The sequence below is a fragment of the Brevundimonas sp. GW456-12-10-14-LB3 genome (genome assembly GCF_059424365.1).
In genome coordinates this window covers 165,873-184,853 of the sequence record NZ_JBWKZJ010000001.1, presented here as the reverse complement: position 1 = coordinate 184,853, position 18,981 = coordinate 165,873, and the positions used below count along the sequence as shown (strand labels likewise).

Below are 18,981 nucleotides of genomic sequence, written 5' to 3'. Positions count from 1 at the left end.
TGGTTACGCCCTCGGGATGTCAGGGCAGGGACAGAAGAATCCGGATCCAGCCGATGTCCTGGAGATACTCGATCGACTCGAACAGCGGATAGGCGATGACCATGACCGCGCCATCGAGCAGGGTCCGCAGAAAGAAGGCCGGGCGCACCTCCAGCGTCTCGCCATCGCGCCACCGGGAGAGGTCGGGCCAGAAGCGGGGCGTTCGGGCGGTATAGGCTTCGTAGGCGTCGCCGAAGGTCGAGCGGAGCCAGGCCTCCTCTCGTCGCACGGTGGCGGCGAAGACCGCCACGGCGATGACGAGGAACAGGACGGCGATCGTCGCGCTGCCGGTCAGCGCGCCCATGCCGAAGGCACCCATGAAACTGAACACATAGAGCGGATTGCGGGTGATGGAGTAGGGGCCGCGATCGACGATCTCGGCCTTCTTGCGCCCGCCGATATAGAGGGAGCACCAGGCGCGCCCGATGACGCAGATCGCGATCAGGGCCAGGCCGATCGCCTCCAGCCCTTCGTGTACGAGCGTCTCTCCGCCCAGGGACCGGGTCACGGCGGCGAAGGCGAGCACCGCGAGAAGGGCGATCAGAAGCACGCCCTTGCGGATGCGCTGGACCCGGCGAAGATTGGGGACTGAGGAAGTGGACGCGGTCATCGACGACCCTCGGTTGGAGTGGCGCGCGTCGGAGCGCGCGGAGCAGCCTGGTTGTGAAGGGCGTCCTCAGGACGACGAGGTGGGTCGGCGGAGCGAAGCAGCCGCCACCCTGCCACGGCCCAGATCGAGCCCACCGCCCAGCCCGCCACGACATCGGTAGGCCAATGCACGCCAAGATAGACCCGGCTGACGCCGATGGCCAAGACGAGAAACGCGGTGGTCACGAGGATAAGCGCGCGCGACCCGTGACGCGCGACGGCGCTGGCCAGCAGCGCCGCCAGGGTGAAGTAGATGGCTGTCGAGACCGTCGAATGGCCGCTGGGGAAGCTGTGCGTATAGACATAGCTGCCTTGGGCGGTGAGGTCGGGTCGGGGGCGGGCGTAGGCCAACTTCAACAGATCGCTGGTCAATTCGGCGCCAAGCGCCACCCCGGCCAGAACGACGGCAGCGCGCCAACGGCGGGTCCGGGCGAGCGCGATCACGCCGATCACGGCGACGAGGGTCAGGACGGTGAATCCGCCCAGGGCGGTGACGTCCCGCATCGCCTCCTCGACCCAACGCGGGCCGAGAGGGTTGTCGGGATTTCCCGGCGTCCGAAGCAACAGCAACAGCTTTTCGTCCAACGCCCGGGTTTCGCCCTCACGCATCTCGCCGGCGAGGGTCAGAAAGAACCACAGGCCGGCCGAAACGGCGAGGAAGACGCTGATCGCGGCGACGGTCAGGCAGTCGCGGGCGCGCTGGATGAGTGTCAGCGGAAGGCGCATCAGCTGCCGATGAAGCCAAGCGACGGCTCCATCTCCTCGAAGGTGACTGTCATGCCCCAGCCCTTGCCAAACGGCGCGGCGATATGGCCGTACTTCAGGGAGAGCTGTTCTTCGGCCGCGTCCTCGCCCCTGCGCTGGATTCCCGCCACATAGAGGGCTGATGCGAGCCCGGTTCGATCCGCCCCCGATTCGCAGTGGATTAGGATCGGCTTTGGGGCTCTCTGCATGATCTGGATCAGGCCCCAGGCCTCGCGCCGCGTGATTCCGCGTTTGGCCGACATCCGGAAGTCGATATGGCGCAGACCCAGGCGGCGCGATGTCGCCACTTCGTCCTGATACCAGCCGTCCGAAGGGTTCTCGCCGCGCAGGTTGATCACGGTCCTGATGCCGTGCTCGCGGACATAGCGCTCGAGGGCGGCCGGAGAGGGCTGGGCTGACCGGTAGACCTCGCCTTCGGCCACCGTGTGGAAATTGCCAGTCATGGCCGTGGCGCCGACATAGGCGATCACGACCGCGATCAGGATCGCCGCTAGCAGGGCCGCCCTGACGGCGACGCGTCCCACGATGTTTAGCCGCCTGGGGCGGCGTCGGGACGACAGCTGTTGGACGATCATCGGCGGGCCTCCCGCAACGGCGTGGACAGACGGGCCAGGAGGGCTGGGCAGAAGATCAAGATCAGCGGCACGCCGGCGATGAGGCCGGTGATGATGGCGATGGCCAGCGGCTTCTGCATCGCCGAGCCCTCTCCGAGTCCTAGAGCCAGCGGGGACAAGGCGAGGATGGCGATCAGGGCGGACATCAAAATCGGTCGCAGTCGGGCGCGTCCGGCGGCGATCAGCATATTCGCTTCCGCCCGTCGATCGCTCGGAAGTTCGGCCAGGTAGAAGACGCCGAGCTCGGCGACGATGCCGATGACCATGGTCAGCCCCATCATGGCGGAAATGTTGAGCTCTGTACCCGTGATCCACAGACCTACGAAGACGCTGGAGGCGGACAGCAGGAGGGTGACGACGATACTCGCCGCCGCCGCCCAGCCCCGGAAAAGATAGAGGAACAGGAGGCCGACCAGGACAAGGGCGCTGACGAACACGACCGCGAGGTCGCGGAAGGATTTCTGCTGTTCGGCGTAAAGGCCGCCGTATTCGACGCGCACGCCCGAAGGCAGGGCCAGCGACGAAACCGTCCGTTGCACCTCCCGCATCGCCGAACCCAGATCGCGGTTGTCGAGACGGGCTGTCACGGCGACGAGCGGCTGAAGGTTCTCCCGCGTGATCTGCGGCTGGCCGGGTGCGATGGTCAGGGTCGCGACGCGCGAGAGAGGGAGGGTGTGCCCATCGGGCGCGCGCAGGGGCAGGCCCTCCAGCGCCCGCACGCGATCGCGCAGCGTTCCGTCGGTCCAGACGCGGACGCCGACCAGCTTTTCGCCCTCCTGGATCCGGCCGATGACGTTGCCGCCGACCAGAAGTTGGAGCTGACGCGTGACGGCCTCCGGGTCGAGCCCTTCGAGAGCCGCGGCGGGCCGATCCACGGTGATCACCACGGCGTCGCCGGCGACTCTCAGTCCGCCGTCCACCTCGACGACGCCCCGGATCTTGCCGATGGCCTCCGTCACCACGGGCGAAGCCGCCTTGAGCGCGGCTTCGTCGGCGCCGAGCAACTTGACCTCGATAGGCTGGGGCACGGCGGTGAGGTCGCCGATGAGGTCTTCCATCAGCTGCGCCGTCTCGACGGTGAGGCCGGGCACGGTCGCTTCGATCTTGCTCCGCACGTCCGCGGTGACCACCTCGATCGGGCGACGCCCCTTCGCCTTGAGCCGAACGAAGAAGTCGCCCTCATTGGCCTCGGACAGGCCTCCGCCCAGCTGAAGGCCTGTGCGACGAGAGTAGCTCTCCACGTCCGGCGTGGCCTGAAGGATCGCCTCGACCTGGCGCAGCAGCCGGTCGGTTTCAGTCAGCGACGCGCCCGGCGCGGCATAATAGTCGAGGATGAAGCCGCCCTCGTCCATCTTGGGCATGAAGCCGGAGCCGACACGGGTGTAGGCCAATCCGCCGACAAGCAGCAGGGCGGTTCCGACGACCAGCGCCAGTCGGCCAGGCCGACCGAGGATTCGCGCCATCAGGGATTCGTAGCGCCCCCCGAACCGCTCGAGCAGGTTTCCGGCCCGCTCGGCCTGTTCAACGTCACGGTCGCGCACCCATTTTTCCGCCAACAGAGGCGCGACGAACAGGGCGAAAACCAGCGAGATGGCGAGAGACGCCGACATGGTGATGGCGAGCGCCTTGAAGAAGCCGCCGGTGACGCCGCCGAGGAAGGCGAGTGGGGCGAAGACCAGGATAGTAGCGAGCGTGGACCCGATCAGGGGGCGCGCCATCTCGGCGGCCGAGCCGAGAACCCCTGGCCCGTCGGTCCCGCCTCGCCGCCGTTCCTGGAGACGCCGCATCAGGTGTTCGAGCATCACGACGGCGTCGTCGACCACCAGGCCGACGGCGGCGGCCATGCCGCCGAGGGTCATCATGTTGAAGGTCATCCCGAACAGGGCGAGCGCGATACAGGTCGTCGCCAACACGGCGGGCAGCATCAGGGCGACGATCAGCATGAATCTCAGGCTGCGCAGGAAGACGAACAGAACCAGGCCCGCCAGCAGCGCCCCAAGCAGGATGGCGTCCCGCACGCTGCCCGCCGCCGCCGTGACCAGTTGGGATTGGTCGTAGAAGGTGACGATGCGGACATCGGCCGGCGTTTCGGCCTTGAAGGCGGCGATCCGGCTGCGGACTTCCTTGACCAGGCCCACGCTGTTGGCGTCGGGCGTCTGACGAATGTTGAGCAGGACCGCGTCCTGTCCCTGGGCGGTGACGCGGGTCCATTGCGGCGTCTGGCGGACCACAACCTCGGCGATGTCGTCGAGTTCGACCACCCCGCGCGTACCCGTCTGGATGACGGTCTTGCGGATGTCGTCGACGCCGGTCAGCTGATTGTCGGTCAGCACCAGGTAGAGACGGTATCGGTCTTCCAGGCGGCCGGCCGCCACGACCACATTGTTCGACGACAGGACGCGGGCCAGATCCTCAACCGAGAGGCCGAGCGCCTGCAGGCGGGCCGGGTCGGCCAGCACCTGATATTCCTTTTCTTGGCCGCCAAGCACATCCACGCTGGCCACGCCTGGCGTCGAGGACAGCAGCGGGGCCAGTTGAAGCTGGGCGAAATCTCTCAACTCCACCGGATCGCGGGTCTGGGAGACGAGCGCCAATCCCAGCACCGGAAAGACCGTCGGGTCCATCCGGCGCACCTCGAAGCGCGCGCCGGGGGGAAGGTCGGGGACGACGGCGTTGACCGCCGACTCAGCTTGCAAGGTGGCCGCGACCATGTCCGCGCCCCATGCGAAGTTCACCGAGAGTTCGGCGGATCCCCGGCTGCTTGTGGATCGGACAGAAACCACGCCCGGAACCGTCCGGAGCGCGCGTTCGATCGGCCGGGTGACCTGGCTGACCATCTGTTCGACAGGCCGGTCGCCTGCGTCGACCGCCACGACGACACGGGGGAAGTCGATCCGCGGGAAGAGGCTGACCGGGAGCTTGAACGCGGACGCGGAACCCGCGAGGCCCAGGAGGACGAACGCCAGGAGGACGAAGCGGACCTGACCTGAAAGCCAGCGCGTCATCAACGACCTGCCGCTGTCGAGGCGGCGGCGGCTTCGCGCACAGCCATGCCGTCCATAAGCGAAGGGCCGCCCTCGATCACCACACGCTCGCCGGCTCGGACCCCGGAGACGACCTCCACCCTCTCAGGCAGCTCCAGGCCGATCCGGACGGGTCGGCGTGCGGCCTTTCCACTCGCCACCACGAAGACGAACGGGCTTTCGCCGTCATAGAGGATCGCCGACCGGGGCGCGGTCAGCACCCCCAGGCGGGTTCCCGCCACCACCTCGGCCTTGACCGCCTCGCCGGGCAGCAAGGGCGCACCGGGCGGCACCGGAGCCAACAAGGCGGCCAGGCGGGTCGCGGGATCGACCCGCCGATCGATGGAAGCGATCCGGGTCGGGGCGGAGCCTCCCTGATCGTGCAAACCCGTCAGGGTGAGCGTCGATCCGGCGCGAAGCCGTTGCGCGTCCTCGACCTCAACGCCCAGCCGGGCGTTCAGCCGCCCGGCCGCGCCAAGGCTGGCGACCACGGCGCCGGCTGGCGTCAGGCTTCCAGGATTGCTCGGCAGTGCGTCAACGACGCCTGCCGCGGGGGCGGTGAGGGTCAGTCGCCCGCCTTGTGTGAGACGCCGGAGGTTCGCGCTGGCCTGTTGCGCTGTTTGGGCGGCGGCGACGGCGGTCTGGACTTCGGCGTCGGAGGCGAGCCCGTCCGTCCGAAGACGGCGGACCCTGGCGGCCTCGGCCTCGGCCAGGCGTGCTTCGCGGGCGAGCCGATCCAGATCCAGGCGGGTCTGCGGACTGGCGCCGAGCGTGACCACCGGCTGACCCGTCGTGACGGATTGCCCGACGCGGACATGGATCTGCACCACCTGCGCTTCGAAGGGCGCGGTGAGGGCGCGAAGGCCCGCGACGTCGAACTCCACCTGTCCATAGGCCGTGATCGTCTCGTCCAAATCAGCGCTCACGACCGGCGCCGTGCGGACCTGGGCCACCGGATCGGCTGCCTTCTCCGGGGGCGCGGAGCAGGCGAGAGGCGTCGCCACGAGCAACAACATCGGAATCAGGCGACGCATGCGTCAGTCTCCAGCAGATATCCGGCGGCTGTTTGTAGAGCGCGCCATTGCTCGGCCAGGGCCTGGTCAAGGGCGGCCAAGGCGATTTCCTTGTCCAGCAGCGAGAGCCGCGCGGTCTCCGCCGTGACCTGGGCGATGTCGCCCCTGGCGCCGGCGCGTTCGAAGGCTTCCACAGTCGTCCGCAACGGTTCGACCTGGGCCTGTAGATCAGCCCTTTGCCTGCGTCCTATATCGAGCGCGGAGACCAGCGTGGCGAGATCGGCCCGTGTCGCGAACAGGCGCGCCTCATACTCCGCGCGCAGCTGTTCGCGCGTCGCGCTCTGAACGGCGATCTGGCCGCGGTTACGGTTCCAGACGGGAAGGTCGAACCCGATTGCCACACCGTTGGTGCGGACGGCCCCGGTGTCTCGAGCGGCGTTAAGAGAGAGATTGAGGCGCGGGTATTGCTGCAGGACAGCGACGTGCACCGCCGCTTCCTGAGCTTCGTATCCGGCCCGAAGGGCCGCAAGATCCAGACGCTCAGCGAGGGATCGCGAGATCAGGGTGTCGATCGACAACGAGCAGGTCGGGGGCGCGGTGAGCGCCACCAAGCGTATATTCGTCTGTGGGGAGAGGCCGAGCAGGGCGTTGAGTTGCAGGCGCGCCGCCGCCAGATCACGCTCGGTGGCGCGTGCGCGGTCGGCAGCGTCCGCTTCCGCCAGTCGTCGGGCCTCGATGTCGATCGCTGACAGATCGCCTCGACCGACGGCGGCGAGCGATCGGCTCAACACAGAGCGCGACACGGATTCGGCCTCCCGAGCGAAGACCAGGGCTGCGCTCAACCCCTGGATGCGGGCTGCGAGCACAGACGCCTGATTGCCGGTCTGCCATTCCTGCCAGGCGAGATCGAGACGCGTCTGGCGTTCAGTGGCGCGCGCGCCGCGCACGGCCTGCGGCCGGATGTAGAAGGCGGACGTGTCCAGGCCGAGCGATGCGGCGAGCGCATTGACGAGGCCGGGCGCCGACTGCGGGCGGTCGAGGCTCGCGCTGAACTGCGGGTCCGGCAGAAGCCCGGCTTCGAAAACCTGGGCCTGCGCGACGCCCACCCGGGCCCGCTGCGCACGCAGATCCGGATTGAGAACCACGGCGATGCCGGCCAAGGCGGCTGGATCAAGCGGAGCGTTGAGGTCGACGCCGGCGGCGGAACCCTCCCCTTTGGAAGAGTTGAGCGCCGAGACCGTCAGGTCCGCGGAAATGGTCGTCGGCAGCGGGGCGGGGACATAGGAGGCGCATCCTGCCAGATGAGCGAGCGCTCCCAGCGCCAGCACGGCGGTAAACCTTGGTCGAAGGCTCATGGCTCCCCCCGAAGCATGGGGAGCACGACGCGCACCGCCAATCCCGGATGGTTTGAACCTATCACGAGTTCGCCTTCGTGAAGCGCCGTGATCGCGGCGACGAGCGAGAGGCCGAGACCCTGCCCAGGCGTTTGCCGGCTGCTGTCGAGCCTGTGAAACCGGCGCGTCAATCGGCCCAGTTCGTTTTCGGGAACGCCGTGTCCGGTGTCCCGGACCGCGAGGATCACCTTGCGGTCGTCCTCGTAGGCTTCGATCTGGATCCGGCTACCCGCTCCCGAGTGGGTGAGAGCATTGTCGATGAGGTTGGTGAGCAACTGCACGAGCAGTTCGGGGTCGCCCATGACCTCCGCATCGCTGTCCACGCTTCGGGTCAGCGCGTGGCCCGTCTCTTCGCTGACCGGCAGGTAGGCCTCAAAGACGCGCTCGATGACCCGCTCGAGCTTCAAGGGTTGGAAATGACTGCGACCGGCGCCGCCTTCGAGCTGGCCGATCCGAAGGAGCGCGGAAAAGGTTTCGAGCACCTGATCGAGATCGCCGATGGCAGCCGACACCGCGGAGGCAGGCACTCGCTCATCGATCGCCTCCGCCTGGGCGCGATCCAGGCGTTGGCGCAGGCGGTTGAGGGGCGTCCGGAGATCATGCGCGATATCCGTCGAGACATGGCGCAGGGCGTCCAACGCCTTCTCTTGCCAGTCGAGCAGGGCATTGAGGTTGCTCCGGACGGTTTCCAGCTCCCCGCCCAGGCCGACCGTAGGTACTCGTTCCCCGCGCCGCCCTTCCATAATCCGCGCCGCCGCCCCGTTGATCCGATTGAGCCGTGACGCGAGGAGGCCGCCCGCGGCGGCGCCGGCCAGACCTGCGATAAGGGCCAGGCCGGCGACAGCCCAGATTCCGAGCTGATGGATCAGCTCCTCCAACTCGTGGAGGGCGTAGGTGGATTTACCGACGACGAGAACACCATCAGGCAATGGAGTGGTCAGCGTCTTGACCGGAATTTCCTCGACATCGCCGCCGCCTTCTTCCGGATGGGGCAGCTGGATCTGATCGAGGCCACTGCGGGGCATCAGGCCGTCCGGCAACTGCCCGGCCAACCGATTCCCTTGAGCGTCGGTCACACTGTAAACGAAGGGTCCCGCGACCCGACTTCTGGCCTGAACCTTACGGATCAGCGCGGCCTGGTCAGCGCCGCCGTCCTCGGCAAGAAGAACCTGCGTTTCCGTTCGCAGATCCGCCGTGAGGGCGTCAGCTGCGTAGCGTCCCATCGCGAAGTCGAAGGTCGCCCACAAGACGCCACCGCCCAAGGCGAAGACCACGGCGTAGACCAGCGCAAGCCGGAACCCGACGGAACCAAACACCCTAGTCAAGGTCGCTGAGCCGGTAGCCGGTCCCCCTCGCGGTCTGGATGCGTTCGTGGCCGAAGGGTTTGTCCACCTTGGCGCGCAGCCGGCTCATATGGGCGTCGATAAGGTTGGCGCGGGGCTCGAAATCAAAACCCCAGACCTTCTGCAGGAGCATCTCGCGCGTCACCACCAGTCCCGCGTGCCGCACGAGAAATTCCAGCAGCCGGAACTCCTGCGGCGTCAGATCAAGGTCGATACCGCTGCGACGCGCCGTCCGGGAGCCCAGATCGACTTCAATGTCTCCGGCCTGCAGCTTGTCGCGCATGTCCAGTGCGGGCGCGCGGCGGCCGAGGGCGGCGACCCGTGCGAGCAACTCGCTGAAGGCATAGGGCTTGACCAAGTAATCGTCTGCGCCCGCTTGAAGGCCGTCGACCCGATCCCCAATGGCGCTCATGGCGGTGAGAAAGAGAACCGGAGTCGATACGCCGGCCGCACGGGCCCGCTTGACGATGCTGAGACCGTCCCCGCCGGGCAGCATGCGATCAACAACGAAGACATCGTAATGGCCCTCGAGCGCGAGGTGTTCGCCGTCGTCCGCACGGCTGGCCAGATCGACGACGTGTCCCGCTTCCTTGAGGCCACGCGCCGCGAACTGGGCGGCTTCGGCGTCGTCTTCAATCAGGAGGATCTTCATCCGTTCGCTCTCCAGGAACGCCTCGCCCGGTGGGCCGGGCGAGGTCTTTCCGGCTCAATCCTGGTCTTCCGGACCTTCGCCGCCTTCGGCTTCCGCCGCGGCAGGCGAGACGGCCCCGCTGCCCATGTCAACCAGGTAGTTGACCACCCTTCCGCCCTTGGCGAGTTCGATCTCCCACTGATTGCCGCTTTCGTCGTCGAACGCCGCTTCGAGAGCCTTGCCGCCGCCGTGCCGTTCAGCGATGACCACGGCGTCCGCCAGGGAGACGCGAGCGGCCAGGACGGCCGAGATTTCCCGACCCTCGTCCTGATCGTCGGAGGTTTGGGTTGCGCCGGCCAGGGCGACGCCCCCGACCGCCAGAGTGGCGGCTAGAGCCGCGGCCGACAGGCCGATTACGATCTTACGTTTCATCGTCTTTCTCCGCAGCGCCCCAGATGGACGCATCGAAACCCTAGAGCCTTGAACCTTCGCCTAGCCTCGCGGGAGAATTAATCTTCGCCGACCGAAGGCTGTAAGCGGGGAGAGGGTGTGGGGGTGTCGGCGGACATGGCTTCTTCTGGCCTCGAGGTTGGGTCCTTGGCCGGCGCCATCCGAGGCGGAGGTGAGAGCGAGGCTTCGTCGATTCGTGGCGACGGAGCTAGCTGACGCGGCCACTTGAAGGCTTGATCTGATCCTGCTGACCGCCCCGGTGGCGCTGGCGAAGCGCCGCCGCTAGTTTCTGCCGCACGCAGAATTCAAGGTCGACGCCGACGGCCGTGCGTCGGAAGGCGGCTCAGCAGCGCCATCTTGGAGCCCTGCTGCTGTGAACTTTCCTCTTCATCTCGGAACATCTATTTACGCCATGGTGTGAGGGGGATGGGGCTCCCCGACAACCGCCTGCACGAAGGCTGATAGCTCCTGCTGGCTGGGACACGATGGTGTCCGGTTGCGGCAGGAGTCTGTGCTGTCCCGATCGGAGCCTTAGCTTTTGAAGGATGGCGTGGATGACGTTTCTGATCGTTTTTCTGGGCGCGGGATTGGGCGGGGCCGCTCGGCACGGCGTCAATCTGGTGGCGCTCCGATGGCTTGGACCCGACAGCTTTCCGGTCGGCACGCTCTTCATAAACGTGCTGGGCTCGCTTCTGATGGGCGTGGTCGCCGAGTATTTTCTCGTGCGCGTGGGCTTGTCCCAGCATTTGCGTCTGTTTCTCACCACGGGCATCCTGGGCGGATTTACGACGTTTTCGGCCTTCTCGTTGGAGACGGCGCTGCTCTGGGAACGCGGGGAACCTTTCCAGGCCGTGGCTTACGCCTTGCTCTCCGTCAGTCTGGCGGTGGCCGGTCTGTTCGTCGGTCTGGTGATGGCGCGAACGCTGGCTGGGCTGACGCCGTGATCCGCCTCGCATCGTCCGGCGAAGTCAGCCGCTCGTATTCGCGGTACTGTTCATACGTAGTCGTCCCGATGTCGTGGTCGTGAATCGAGCCCGCCGGTTGCGGCGCCCTGTCGGGCCGGACGAGCCTACTGCGCCCGCGCCTCAGGGCTGACGTGTCAAGCAGACAGCTTCATGGACGTACAGGGCGGCGAGCCAAAGCCGCCTGCACGGCCTTCGTCACGTTGCAGGTGGAGCGAAGACGCGATAACGCCGTAACGAGGCTGATTTGCGCAAACTGATTCACGCCCTTTGCGCCCTCATCCGTGTCGCCGTAACCGGCGGCGTGATGACCCGTGGCGTCTCGGATCTTCGCCACGACGTGCCGCATGTTCCTGGGAGGTCGGCGACGACATCGGCCATGATCACGCCGATGCCCGGAGCGACCTGATCGAGATCCATCCTGGTGCTCGCTGCGCTCTGTGCGGTCGGGATGGCTTTGGGATGGATGGTCTGGCCCGACCGGGATCCAGACGCGCTAGCTCACGCTCGTGACGATCTGGCCGACGATGATCCTCACCTTTCGGCAGGACAACCGGGGGAGGGGCGGAATCATGTCCATCCCTTTGTGATCGACGACCAGCCCCGTCGCTGGCCAGCGAACGGCGATCGACCCAGCGGGCGACGGTCGCGCGGTGCTGGGTCAGCCGCTCGTTCGACTCGATGCCATCGATGTTAGACGATCCGTGCACGTGTCAGCCTTTCGATCACCGGGCAAAGCGCCGCCGCCGCGCATTTTTGCGAGGGCTGCAGGTGCGTGCCGCGTAAGATGCTGTAGGGGCGTCCCTGCCAAGGAGTTTGAATTGACCCGTTTCAAGATCGCATCACTCGCCGCGACCGTCGCGGCCCTTTCCCTGGTCGCCGGTCAGGCCGATGCGCACGCGCGTCTCGTGAGCGCCACGCCGGCCGCCGGCGCCGCTGTCGCGGCCCCGCGCACCATCAGCCTCACCTTCAGCGAGCGCATGGCGCCGGCCTTCTCCGGATTCGATCTCGTCAACGCGGCGGGTGACACCATTCCCGTGCGGACGCGGGTGTCCGAGGACGGCAAGACGATCTCGGGCGCTCCGGCGAGACCGCTCTCGGCTGGAGCCTATGTGGTGAACTGGCGCGTGGCGTCTTCGGACGGGCACCGGATGACGGGGTCCACCAACTTCTCGGTCCGCTGATCGGATGGAGACAACAGTCGTCCTGCTGAGGCTGGGGCAGTACATCGGCGCCGTCCTGCTGTTTGGCGTCCCCCTGTTCTTCGCGTTCAGGATGCCCATGTCGGACGCGGCCGCCGACAGGTGGCCGCGCACGACGCTTCTGGTCGCCGCCGTGGCGACGGCCTTGGCGGCTCTCGCCCATCTCGTCGTCCAGACCGCCATCATGGCGGGGTCGCTGAGTGAGGCGCTGAAACCGGCGTCGCTGTCTTACGTGGCCTTCGGCACCGCATTGGGCGTCGGCTTCCTGGTTCGCGCGGGGGCGGCCCTTTTGGCCGCCATCCTGCTGGTCAGCCTCAAACCCGGACGCGGCGGTTGGATCGCGCTGACGATCGTCGGCGCCGTGGTCAGCGCCAGCCTCGCCTGGACAGGGCACGGCGCGGCGACGGAAGGTGCGGGCCGCTGGCCGCATCTGATCGCCGATGTCGTCCACGCGCTCGCCGCCGGGCTTTGGCTCGGCAGCCTGTTTGCCCTGTTCCTGATGCTGCGGGCTCGCCACGGGCACGCGGCGGGTGCGCCCGTGACCCACGCCGCTCTGGAGGGATTCGCCGGCTTGGGAACGCTCGCCGTCGTCCTGCTGACGATCACGGGTCTGGTGAACAGCGGCTATTTGATCGGCCTCAGCCGACTCGGGAGCCTGGTGACGACGTCCTATGGCGTCCTTCTCGTGCTGAAACTCGCCCTCTTCGCCGGCATGCTGGCCCTCGCGGCGTCGAACCGGTTCGTCCTGACCCCGCAACTCGGATCGGCGCTCGAGGATGAGCAGACCCGTCCGCTCGCCTTGCGCCGCTTGCGGCGCAGCCTGGCCTTGGAGACGGTGCTGGCCGCCTTGCTGCTTTTGGTCGTGGCGATCATGGGAACCCAGGCGCCTCCCGCCGCCATGATGTGAACGGCGCGGGGCGATCGGCGTAAGATCGGGCTACAGCGCGGGTACGGCCGTCTTGGGCGCGCGGGACGTGGATCGGGACTCCGATTTTGGACGATTGAACAAGGCTTGCGTCGGTCGGTCGAAGGCGTAGCGGAAGACGGCGGCGCCCGCGAAAGCCGCGGCCAGACCGATCGCCCAGGCGGTCCACCGGACCGACGAGCTCCAGCTCCCCCAGTCCAGGGCGTCTAGCACGCCGAACCACACGATCCGGATCACTTCGTTGGTCAGGAAAATCGCGAACGCCATCAAGGCGAGGTGCTCGACCAGCCTGGACGGGCGGCCAACCGGCAAGGCACCGGTGGCGAAGATGATGAGGGTCAGGAGACCGAGGGTCGCCAGACTATGGGGTCCGAGAGCCTGCAGACCCGCCAGGGCGACGAAGGCGAGACCGCCCAGACCCGCGGCCAGACGGGGCGGGCAGTAGACCTGTCGAGCGAACAGAGCCACGGCGACGCCGAGGGCGAACAGCGGGAAGGCCCGCAGGAAGCCGAGCCGCAACGGCATCTCGTAGATCGGCAGACCGAAGGCGGCGTGGGCGGCCAGGTTCGCGGCGAGCAGCCCGCCCACCCCGAGAGCGAGGATCGCCCATGGGGAGAGGCCGCGCGCCGCGCGAGCGAGGAAGGGCAGGCTGACGTAACATCCCAGCAGCGCCGAGAGCGTCCAGGTCGGCGCGTTCCATCCCTCTCCCCCCGGCACGCCGTAGGCCTGAACCAGGAACAGCTGTGCAGGGAAGCGGGACCAGTCGAACCATTCGGGGTGGCTGGGTGTCTGGCCCAGGACCGCCGCCGTCAGCACCAGTACCGCGAGGGCGAGGCTGACGGTGAAGTGGGCCGGCGCCACCCTGAGGAAACGCTGCCGATAGAAGACCGACAGCGGGATCCGCCGGTTCGCCAACCGCTCGCCGTAGACGCGGGCGAGAACGTAGCCGGAATCGATGATGAAGAAGTCGGTCAGCAGATAGCCGCGGTCGAAGACCGGATGCAGGAGAGGCAAGGGGATCGGAGCGGCCTCGCGGAAGTGATAGAGGACGATCATCGCCCCCACGACGAAACGGAGAACGTCGAGCCAGCCGCCGCGCGCGATCGGCGGGGGGGCGGCGGGGCTCATGCGATGCTGGATCTTCCGTCATGAGACCATGATGCCCCTCAGACGCCAAGGAAGGCTTGCCCGAAACGGTGAACGAGGCCTTGCCGCCGGTGTGGCCGCCCACACAGGCTCGCGCGTGCATCAGGCGTGAGTGGCGATCAGGGGAGCGCACGAGCTGCGCTTGACCTATGGCAATTCGAGAGGACAAGAGGTCCATGGCCAAGTATGCGCCCCTCGCGACCTATCTCCGGCGCCAAAGGCGGGCGGAAGTAATTCTGACGTTCCGCGATATCGAACGCATCATCAGCGGCCTTCTTCCGAAAGCGGCGGCGACCGAACGCTGGTGGAAAGCTGAACGCGGCGCGCCGGTGACGCCACAACAACTCGCCTTGGCGGACGCCGGCTTCTTGGCCGAGCCGCATCTCCGAGCGGAGACGGTGCGGTTTATCCGCGACGGAGGGCCGCACGGCGTGTCGATCGAGTGTGGGGATCGACCGGTTCTCGACGGCCGTCCCATCTCCACCGAGCGAACGGCCGTCAGGGAGGGGGAAGAGGCCGGTCGGCTCAGCGGTCGCGCGGCCCAGGGGGCTCCGACTGATTAACCGCGGCGAGGGCGGGCTCGGCGTGTCGGCCTTCGAAGCGGCGACGGATCCAGGTCCGGCCGGGCTTCTCGACGAGGAGATGCAGCGCGGCCGCGATCAGCGATGTGGCGATGAACAACCCGATGAGTTCGACCGGCGTGATGCGGAAGGCGCTGTCGACGCCGCGCAGCTCGGCCACGACGCCCTTCCAGGCCACGATCACCGGCATGTGCACCAGATAGAGCGCGAAGGACGCTTCGCCGGCGAAGACCAGGGCTGGGGCGGCGAGGGGCCCCTCGCAGTCCGCCCGCGCGAGCAGGGACCAGGTCAGGATCACCGGGGCGGCGAGGGCGACGATGATGCGGTCGTCCAGAGACAGCTGCATCGCGCTCAGCAGCAGAACGGTGGTGAACAAAGCGGCCGCGGCGGCTACGGGCCGGGACCACCGCCAGCGATGGCCAAGCCCATAAAGCGCCATGCCGACGAGGAATTCCGGGGCGATCCGGAGAATGCCCAGGGAGTCCTCGGCTCGTGGGAGAACCTTGCCGAACGCCTGCACGTAGAAGGCGTCGATGGCGAGGAACGCGATGGCCCCGATCCCCAGCAGCACCCAGGGCCGCGTCCGCAGACGGAGGGCCAGCCAGGCGTAGGCGGGAAACAGCAGATAGGCGAACCATTCCGCCGATAGCGACCAACTCGGACCGCTCCAGTCCAATTCCGCGTCGGTGGGAAACCAGGCCTGGATGAGCAGCAGCGTCTGGAAGAAGGCCAGCGGCCCATAGCCCTCGCCGTCGAAGCGAACGCCCGCGGCGGTGGCGCCCAGGACCATGATCAAGGCGCCCGTCAGAACCGCGACGTGCAAGGGATAAAGCCGCGCCAGCCGAGCGACGATGAATCGCCGATAACTGAAGCCGCCGCTTGCGAAGGCCGGGCCGTAGACGTGGGCCAGGATGAAGCCCGACAGCATGAAGAAGGCGTCCACCGCCAGCCGGCTGCGCTCAAGGATCGGACTGAAGCCCAGGGCCGGATCCCATTGGAGCTGGTAATGGAAGAGCACCACCCCCACGGCGAGGAAAGCGCGCAGACTGGTCAGAGCCCTGAGATCGGCGGGGTAGCCGTCTCGGGTCGGCGGTACGGATGTCATTCGCGATGGCCCCCCAAAGGGCGGCGGATCAGCACCGGCCGCCATATTGAGATACGCATCGGGCGAGGACTCCCCTCATGCGCTACGCCGACGGGATCAGGCGTCCACGCGATACGGTCCAGGCTTCGGTCGCGGCGGGACGATCTTGCGGATCAACCCGCCTGGGCGATGAGCCGCCGCGGTTCTGCGGCGAGGGCCGACCGCCGAGACATGAAGCGTCATCGCCCCACCTGGACGAGGTCGTCCACGCCGACCGCCGGCGACCGGCCGCCGGAAAGTCCGTCCCTCGCTAGCGGGAAGCGCGGCTGAGAAGTTCGATCAGTTCGCTCGCCTTGGCCTTGCGATCGGCGAGATCGTCGCCCGCGATCGCGCCCATGACGCAGTGGTCCATGTGGTCCTTCAAGACCTCGCTCTCGACACGCGACAGCGCCGCACGCACGGCCTGGAGCTGGGTCAGGATGTCGATGCAGTAGCGATCCTCCTCGACCATTCGGGACAGGCCACGCACCTGCCCCTCTATCCGGCTCAGGCGGTTCAACACCTTCGGCTTGACCTCGGTCTGCATCCTAATCCTCGTTCCGACCGTTCGATCCTACCCCAGGACGGCGCCTTGCGCGATACCCCCATAGGGTATATTTGGCGTTCGGCTGTTTCAAGGAGCCCGCCATGTCCACGCCCTCCCATTCGCATCCGGCCGGTCACGGTTGCTGTTCGGTCGATGCACCCCAGGCCGATAGGCGGGCGATCGATCCGGTCTGCGGAATGACCGTGGATCCGGCGACCACGGCCCATCGAGCCCCCCACGAGGGCCAGGAGTATTTCTTCTGTTCGGCGGGTTGCCGGACCAAATTCATGGCCGATCCGGATCGCTACTTGGGCGGGCGGCCCGAACCGGCCCCCGTCGTGCCGGGCGCGATCTACACCTGCCCGATGCACCCGGAGATCCGCCAGGAAGGACCTGGCTCCTGTCCGATCTGCGGCATGGCGCTGGAGCCCGAGATGGTCACCGCCGAGGCGCCGGTCAATCACGAGCTGATCGACTTCACCCGCCGCTTGTGGATCGGCGCGGCCCTGACGCTGCCGGTCTTCGCGCTCGAAATGGGCGGCCATCTGACCGGATTGGCGATGCGGATTCCCGGCCAGACCTCCAACTGGATCCAGTTCGCCCTGGCGACGCCCGTGGTGCTGTGGGCCGGCTGGCCGTTCTTCCAGCGGGGCTGGGCATCCATCCGCAACCGCAGCCTCAACATGTTCACCCTGATCGCCATCGGCGTCGGCGCGGCCTGGATCTACAGCGTGGTCGCGGTTCTGGCGCCGCATCTGTTCCCGGCGGCAGTCCGCCGGATGGACGGCAGCGCGCCGGTCTATTTCGAGGCGGCGGCCATCATCACCGTTCTGGTTCTGGTCGGCCAAATTCTCGAGCTTCGGGCGCGCGAGCAGACGTCCGGCGCCATCCGGGCGCTGCTGGATCTGGCTCCGAAGACCGCGCGTCGTGTGCGTGACGACGGCGACGATGAGGACGTCACGCTCGACCGCGTCATGGTGGGTGACCGGCTGCGGGTTCGTCCCGGCGAGAAGGTGGCGGTCGACGGTGAGATTCTGGACGGTCGGGTGACCATCGACGAGTCCCTCGTCACGGGGGAGTCGATGCCGATCACCAAGGACGTCGGCGACAAGGTCGTCGCCGGATCGCTCAACAAGACGGGATCGTTCGTGATGCGGGCCGACAAGGTCGGCGCCGACACCCTGCTGGCGCAGATCGTCCAGATGGTCGCCCAGGCTCAGCGCAGCCGCGCTCCGATCCAGCGCCTGGCCGACAAGGTGTCGGGCTGGTTTGTCCCCACCGTGATCGGCATCGCGGTTCTCGCCGCGGTCGTCTGGGGGTTGGCCGGTCCCGAACCGCGACTGTCCTACGCCCTCGTCGCGGCGGTATCGGTCCTGATCATCGCCTGTCCCTGCGCCCTGGGGCTCGCAACGCCCATCTCGATCATGGTCGGGGTGGGGCGCGGCGCCCACGCCGGGGTGCTGATCAAGAACGCCGAGGCGCTGGAGCGCTTCGAGAAGGTCGACACCCTGGTGCTGGACAAGACCGGCACCCTGACCGAAGGGCGGCCGTCGGTCACGGCGATCCAGCCCGCGACCGGCTTCGACGAGGTCGAACTGCTGCGCCTTTCCGCCAGCCTGGAGCGGGGCAGCGAGCATCCGCTGGCCGACGCCATCGTCCGCGCGGCGACGGACCGGAAGCTCGTCCTGTCCGAGGCGTCGCAGTTCGACAGCCCCGTCGGGCGCGGCGTCACCGGGATCGTCGATGGCCGCCGCGTGGCCCTCGGCAACAGCCGATACCTGACGGAGATCGGCGTCGATCTCGCGTCGCTGGAGGCCGGGGCTGAGGCGCTTCGCCAGGACGGGGCGACCGCCATCTTCGTCGCCGTGGACGGGGCCGCGGCCGGCGTGCTGGGCATCGCCGATCCGGTCAAGGCGACGACGGCCGAGGCCATCCGCGACCTGAAAGCGTCGGGGCTGCGTCTGGTGATGATGACCGGCGACAACCGCACAACGGCCGAGGCGGTGGCGCGACGGCTGGGAATCGACGACGTCCAGGCCGAGGTGCTGCCGCAGGACAAGGCGGCGGTCGTCGAGCGGCTGCGCTCCGAGGGTCGGATCGTCGCCATGGCCGGCGACGGTGTAAACGACGCCCCGGCCTTGGCCGCCGCCGATGTGGGGGTGGCCATGGGCGCAGGCTCGGACGTCGCGATCGAGAGCGCCGGGGTCACCCTCCTCGGCGGCGATCTCCAGGGCATCGTGCGGGCGCGCAGACTGTCCCGGGCGGTCATGAGCAATATTCGCCAGAATCTGGTCTTCGCCTTCGGTTACAACAGCTTGGGCATCCCGATCGCGGCGGGGTTGCTGTATCCGGTGTTCGGCCTTCTGCTGTCGCCGGCCCTCGCGGCTTTGGCGATGGCCCTGTCCTCCGTCAGCGTCATCGCCAACGCGCTGCGGCTGCGCGCCGTCCGACTCTGAGGGTCGCCCGCTGGCGCGACCACCGTCGCAGGCGAGAGCCTGCGGCGGGCGTCAATACGCATCGCGAAGACCGATCCCTCGCCTGACCCGACGGCGTTCGGGAATATTTAATCACGGCG

General features: G+C 67.6%; 17 protein-coding genes and 1 riboswitch. Of the genes, 5 read left to right on the top strand and 12 right to left on the bottom strand.

The window, feature by feature from the left end:
* Positions 1–19 precede the first annotated feature (19 nt).
* From AC07XS_RS00925 to AC07XS_RS00885, 9 genes are read right to left on the bottom strand one after another with little or no spacing between them, the layout of a single operon-like run.
* The gene (locus AC07XS_RS00925) at positions 20–649 is read right to left on the bottom strand and encodes a methyltransferase (protein WP_182713187.1); all 630 of its coding nucleotides are present in this window, start codon (positions 647–649) and stop codon (positions 20–22) included.
* Positions 646–1,413, bottom strand: a complete 768-nt coding sequence (locus tag AC07XS_RS00920; RefSeq protein ID WP_182713186.1) for a phosphatase PAP2 family protein — start codon at positions 1,411–1,413, stop codon at positions 646–648. Before AC07XS_RS00920 ends, AC07XS_RS00925 begins: the two co-directional genes overlap by 4 nt.
* Positions 1,413–2,027: a tyrosine-protein phosphatase gene (locus AC07XS_RS00915; RefSeq protein ID WP_182713185.1), complete on the bottom strand. Its 615-nt coding sequence runs from the start codon at positions 2,025–2,027 to the stop codon at positions 1,413–1,415. The genes AC07XS_RS00920 and AC07XS_RS00915 overlap by 1 nt, the downstream gene beginning before the upstream one ends.
* Positions 2,024–5,071 carry an efflux RND transporter permease subunit gene (locus AC07XS_RS00910; RefSeq protein ID WP_182713184.1) on the bottom strand — a complete coding sequence of 1,016 codons (3,048 nt, stop codon included), beginning with the start codon at positions 5,069–5,071 and terminating at the stop codon, positions 2,024–2,026. Before AC07XS_RS00910 ends, AC07XS_RS00915 begins: the two co-directional genes overlap by 4 nt.
* Positions 5,071–6,123 carry an efflux RND transporter periplasmic adaptor subunit gene (locus AC07XS_RS00905; protein ID WP_182713183.1) on the bottom strand — a complete coding sequence of 351 codons (1,053 nt, stop codon included), beginning with the start codon at positions 6,121–6,123 and terminating at the stop codon, positions 5,071–5,073. The genes AC07XS_RS00910 and AC07XS_RS00905 overlap by 1 nt, the downstream gene beginning before the upstream one ends.
* Complete coding sequence (locus AC07XS_RS00900) at positions 6,111–7,457, bottom strand: TolC family protein (RefSeq protein WP_182713182.1); 1,347 nt, start codon at positions 7,455–7,457, stop codon at positions 6,111–6,113. Before AC07XS_RS00900 ends, AC07XS_RS00905 begins: the two co-directional genes overlap by 13 nt.
* The gene (locus AC07XS_RS00895; RefSeq protein ID WP_182713181.1) at positions 7,454–8,812 is read right to left on the bottom strand and encodes an ATP-binding protein; all 1,359 of its coding nucleotides are present in this window, start codon (positions 8,810–8,812) and stop codon (positions 7,454–7,456) included. The genes AC07XS_RS00900 and AC07XS_RS00895 overlap by 4 nt, the downstream gene beginning before the upstream one ends.
* A 1-nt stretch (position 8,813) precedes the next feature.
* The gene (locus AC07XS_RS00890) at positions 8,814–9,491 is read right to left on the bottom strand and encodes a winged helix-turn-helix domain-containing protein (protein ID WP_182713180.1); all 678 of its coding nucleotides are present in this window, start codon (positions 9,489–9,491) and stop codon (positions 8,814–8,816) included.
* A 54-nt stretch (positions 9,492–9,545) separates the two neighbouring features.
* Positions 9,546–9,902 (bottom strand): PepSY domain-containing protein, encoded by a 357-nt coding sequence (locus AC07XS_RS00885; protein ID WP_182713179.1) that lies wholly within the window; start codon positions 9,900–9,902, stop codon positions 9,546–9,548.
* A 431-nt stretch (positions 9,903–10,333) separates the two neighbouring features.
* A riboswitch (Fluoride riboswitch) is annotated at positions 10,334–10,398 on the top strand.
* Between the two features lie 76 nt (positions 10,399–10,474).
* On the opposite strand from AC07XS_RS00885, the gene crcB reads away from it, so the two are divergent.
* The 3 genes from crcB (at position 10,475) to copD (ending at position 12,991) form a co-directional block, all read left to right on the top strand.
* Positions 10,475–10,864 carry a fluoride efflux transporter CrcB gene (gene crcB / locus AC07XS_RS00880; RefSeq protein ID WP_182713178.1) on the top strand — a complete coding sequence of 130 codons (390 nt, stop codon included), beginning with the start codon at positions 10,475–10,477 and terminating at the stop codon, positions 10,862–10,864.
* An 839-nt stretch (positions 10,865–11,703) separates the two neighbouring features.
* The gene (gene copC / locus AC07XS_RS00875; RefSeq protein WP_182713177.1) at positions 11,704–12,066 is read left to right on the top strand and encodes a copper homeostasis periplasmic binding protein CopC; all 363 of its coding nucleotides are present in this window, start codon (positions 11,704–11,706) and stop codon (positions 12,064–12,066) included.
* A gap of 4 nt (positions 12,067–12,070) precedes the next feature.
* Positions 12,071–12,991, top strand: a complete 921-nt coding sequence (copD, locus tag AC07XS_RS00870; RefSeq protein ID WP_182713176.1) for a copper homeostasis membrane protein CopD — start codon at positions 12,071–12,073, stop codon at positions 12,989–12,991.
* 30 nt (positions 12,992–13,021) lie between these two features.
* Here copD and AC07XS_RS00865 read toward each other — a convergent pair whose 3' ends face one another.
* A complete protein-coding gene (locus AC07XS_RS00865; protein ID WP_182713175.1) occupies positions 13,022–14,137 on the bottom strand; it encodes an acyltransferase family protein in 1,116 nt (371 codons plus the stop codon).
* Positions 14,138–14,331: 194 nt separating this feature from the next.
* Between AC07XS_RS00865 and AC07XS_RS00860 the strand changes: the two genes are divergently transcribed.
* The gene (locus AC07XS_RS00860; protein WP_182713174.1) at positions 14,332–14,718 is read left to right on the top strand and encodes a toxin-antitoxin system, antitoxin component; all 387 of its coding nucleotides are present in this window, start codon (positions 14,332–14,334) and stop codon (positions 14,716–14,718) included.
* On the opposite strand, the gene AC07XS_RS00855 is transcribed toward AC07XS_RS00860, so the two are convergent.
* Together AC07XS_RS00855 and AC07XS_RS00850 are read right to left on the bottom strand one after the other, a co-directional pair.
* Positions 14,681–15,841 carry an acyltransferase family protein gene (locus AC07XS_RS00855; RefSeq protein WP_182713173.1) on the bottom strand — a complete coding sequence of 387 codons (1,161 nt, stop codon included), beginning with the start codon at positions 15,839–15,841 and terminating at the stop codon, positions 14,681–14,683. The two genes, AC07XS_RS00860 and AC07XS_RS00855, sit on opposite strands and share 38 nt — an antisense overlap.
* A 289-nt stretch (positions 15,842–16,130) precedes the next feature.
* On the bottom strand, positions 16,131–16,406 hold the full coding sequence (locus AC07XS_RS00850; protein ID WP_182713172.1) for a metal-sensing transcriptional repressor: 276 nt from the start codon (positions 16,404–16,406) through the stop codon (positions 16,131–16,133).
* A gap of 101 nt (positions 16,407–16,507) precedes the next feature.
* Here AC07XS_RS00850 and AC07XS_RS00845 point away from each other — a divergent pair, with 101 nt between their 5' ends.
* Positions 16,508–18,862: a heavy metal translocating P-type ATPase gene (locus AC07XS_RS00845; RefSeq protein WP_182713171.1), complete on the top strand. Its 2,355-nt coding sequence runs from the start codon at positions 16,508–16,510 to the stop codon at positions 18,860–18,862.
* The last annotated feature ends 119 nt before the right edge of the window (positions 18,863–18,981 follow it).

Excerpts from the sequence above, each read along its gene's own strand:
- AC07XS_RS00850 (WP_182713172.1), bottom strand. The coding sequence starts at position 16,406 with ATGCAGACCGAGGTCAAGCCGAAGGTGTTGAACCGCCTGAGCCGGATA.
- AC07XS_RS00890 (WP_182713180.1), bottom strand. The coding sequence starts at position 9,491 with ATGAAGATCCTCCTGATTGAAGACGACGCCGAAGCCGCCCAGTTCGCG.
- AC07XS_RS00925 (WP_182713187.1), bottom strand. The coding sequence starts at position 649 with ATGACCGCGTCCACTTCCTCAGTCCCCAATCTTCGCCGGGTCCAGCGC.
- AC07XS_RS00900 (WP_182713182.1), bottom strand. The coding sequence starts at position 7,457 with ATGAGCCTTCGACCAAGGTTTACCGCCGTGCTGGCGCTGGGAGCGCTC.
- AC07XS_RS00860 (WP_182713174.1), top strand. The coding sequence starts at position 14,332 with ATGGCCAAGTATGCGCCCCTCGCGACCTATCTCCGGCGCCAAAGGCGG.
- AC07XS_RS00910 (WP_182713184.1), bottom strand. The coding sequence starts at position 5,071 with ATGACGCGCTGGCTTTCAGGTCAGGTCCGCTTCGTCCTCCTGGCGTTC.
- AC07XS_RS00905 (WP_182713183.1), bottom strand. The coding sequence starts at position 6,123 with ATGCGTCGCCTGATTCCGATGTTGTTGCTCGTGGCGACGCCTCTCGCC.
- AC07XS_RS00885 (WP_182713179.1), bottom strand. The coding sequence starts at position 9,902 with ATGAAACGTAAGATCGTAATCGGCCTGTCGGCCGCGGCTCTAGCCGCC.
- AC07XS_RS00855 (WP_182713173.1), bottom strand. The coding sequence starts at position 15,841 with ATGACATCCGTACCGCCGACCCGAGACGGCTACCCCGCCGATCTCAGG.
- AC07XS_RS00845 (WP_182713171.1), top strand. The coding sequence starts at position 16,508 with ATGTCCACGCCCTCCCATTCGCATCCGGCCGGTCACGGTTGCTGTTCG.
- AC07XS_RS00915 (WP_182713185.1), bottom strand. The coding sequence starts at position 2,027 with ATGATCGTCCAACAGCTGTCGTCCCGACGCCGCCCCAGGCGGCTAAAC.
- AC07XS_RS00920 (WP_182713186.1), bottom strand. The coding sequence starts at position 1,413 with ATGCGCCTTCCGCTGACACTCATCCAGCGCGCCCGCGACTGCCTGACC.
- copD (WP_182713176.1), top strand. The coding sequence starts at position 12,071 with ATGGAGACAACAGTCGTCCTGCTGAGGCTGGGGCAGTACATCGGCGCC.
- crcB (WP_182713178.1), top strand. The coding sequence starts at position 10,475 with ATGACGTTTCTGATCGTTTTTCTGGGCGCGGGATTGGGCGGGGCCGCT.
- AC07XS_RS00865 (WP_182713175.1), bottom strand. The coding sequence starts at position 14,137 with ATGAGCCCCGCCGCCCCCCCGCCGATCGCGCGCGGCGGCTGGCTCGAC.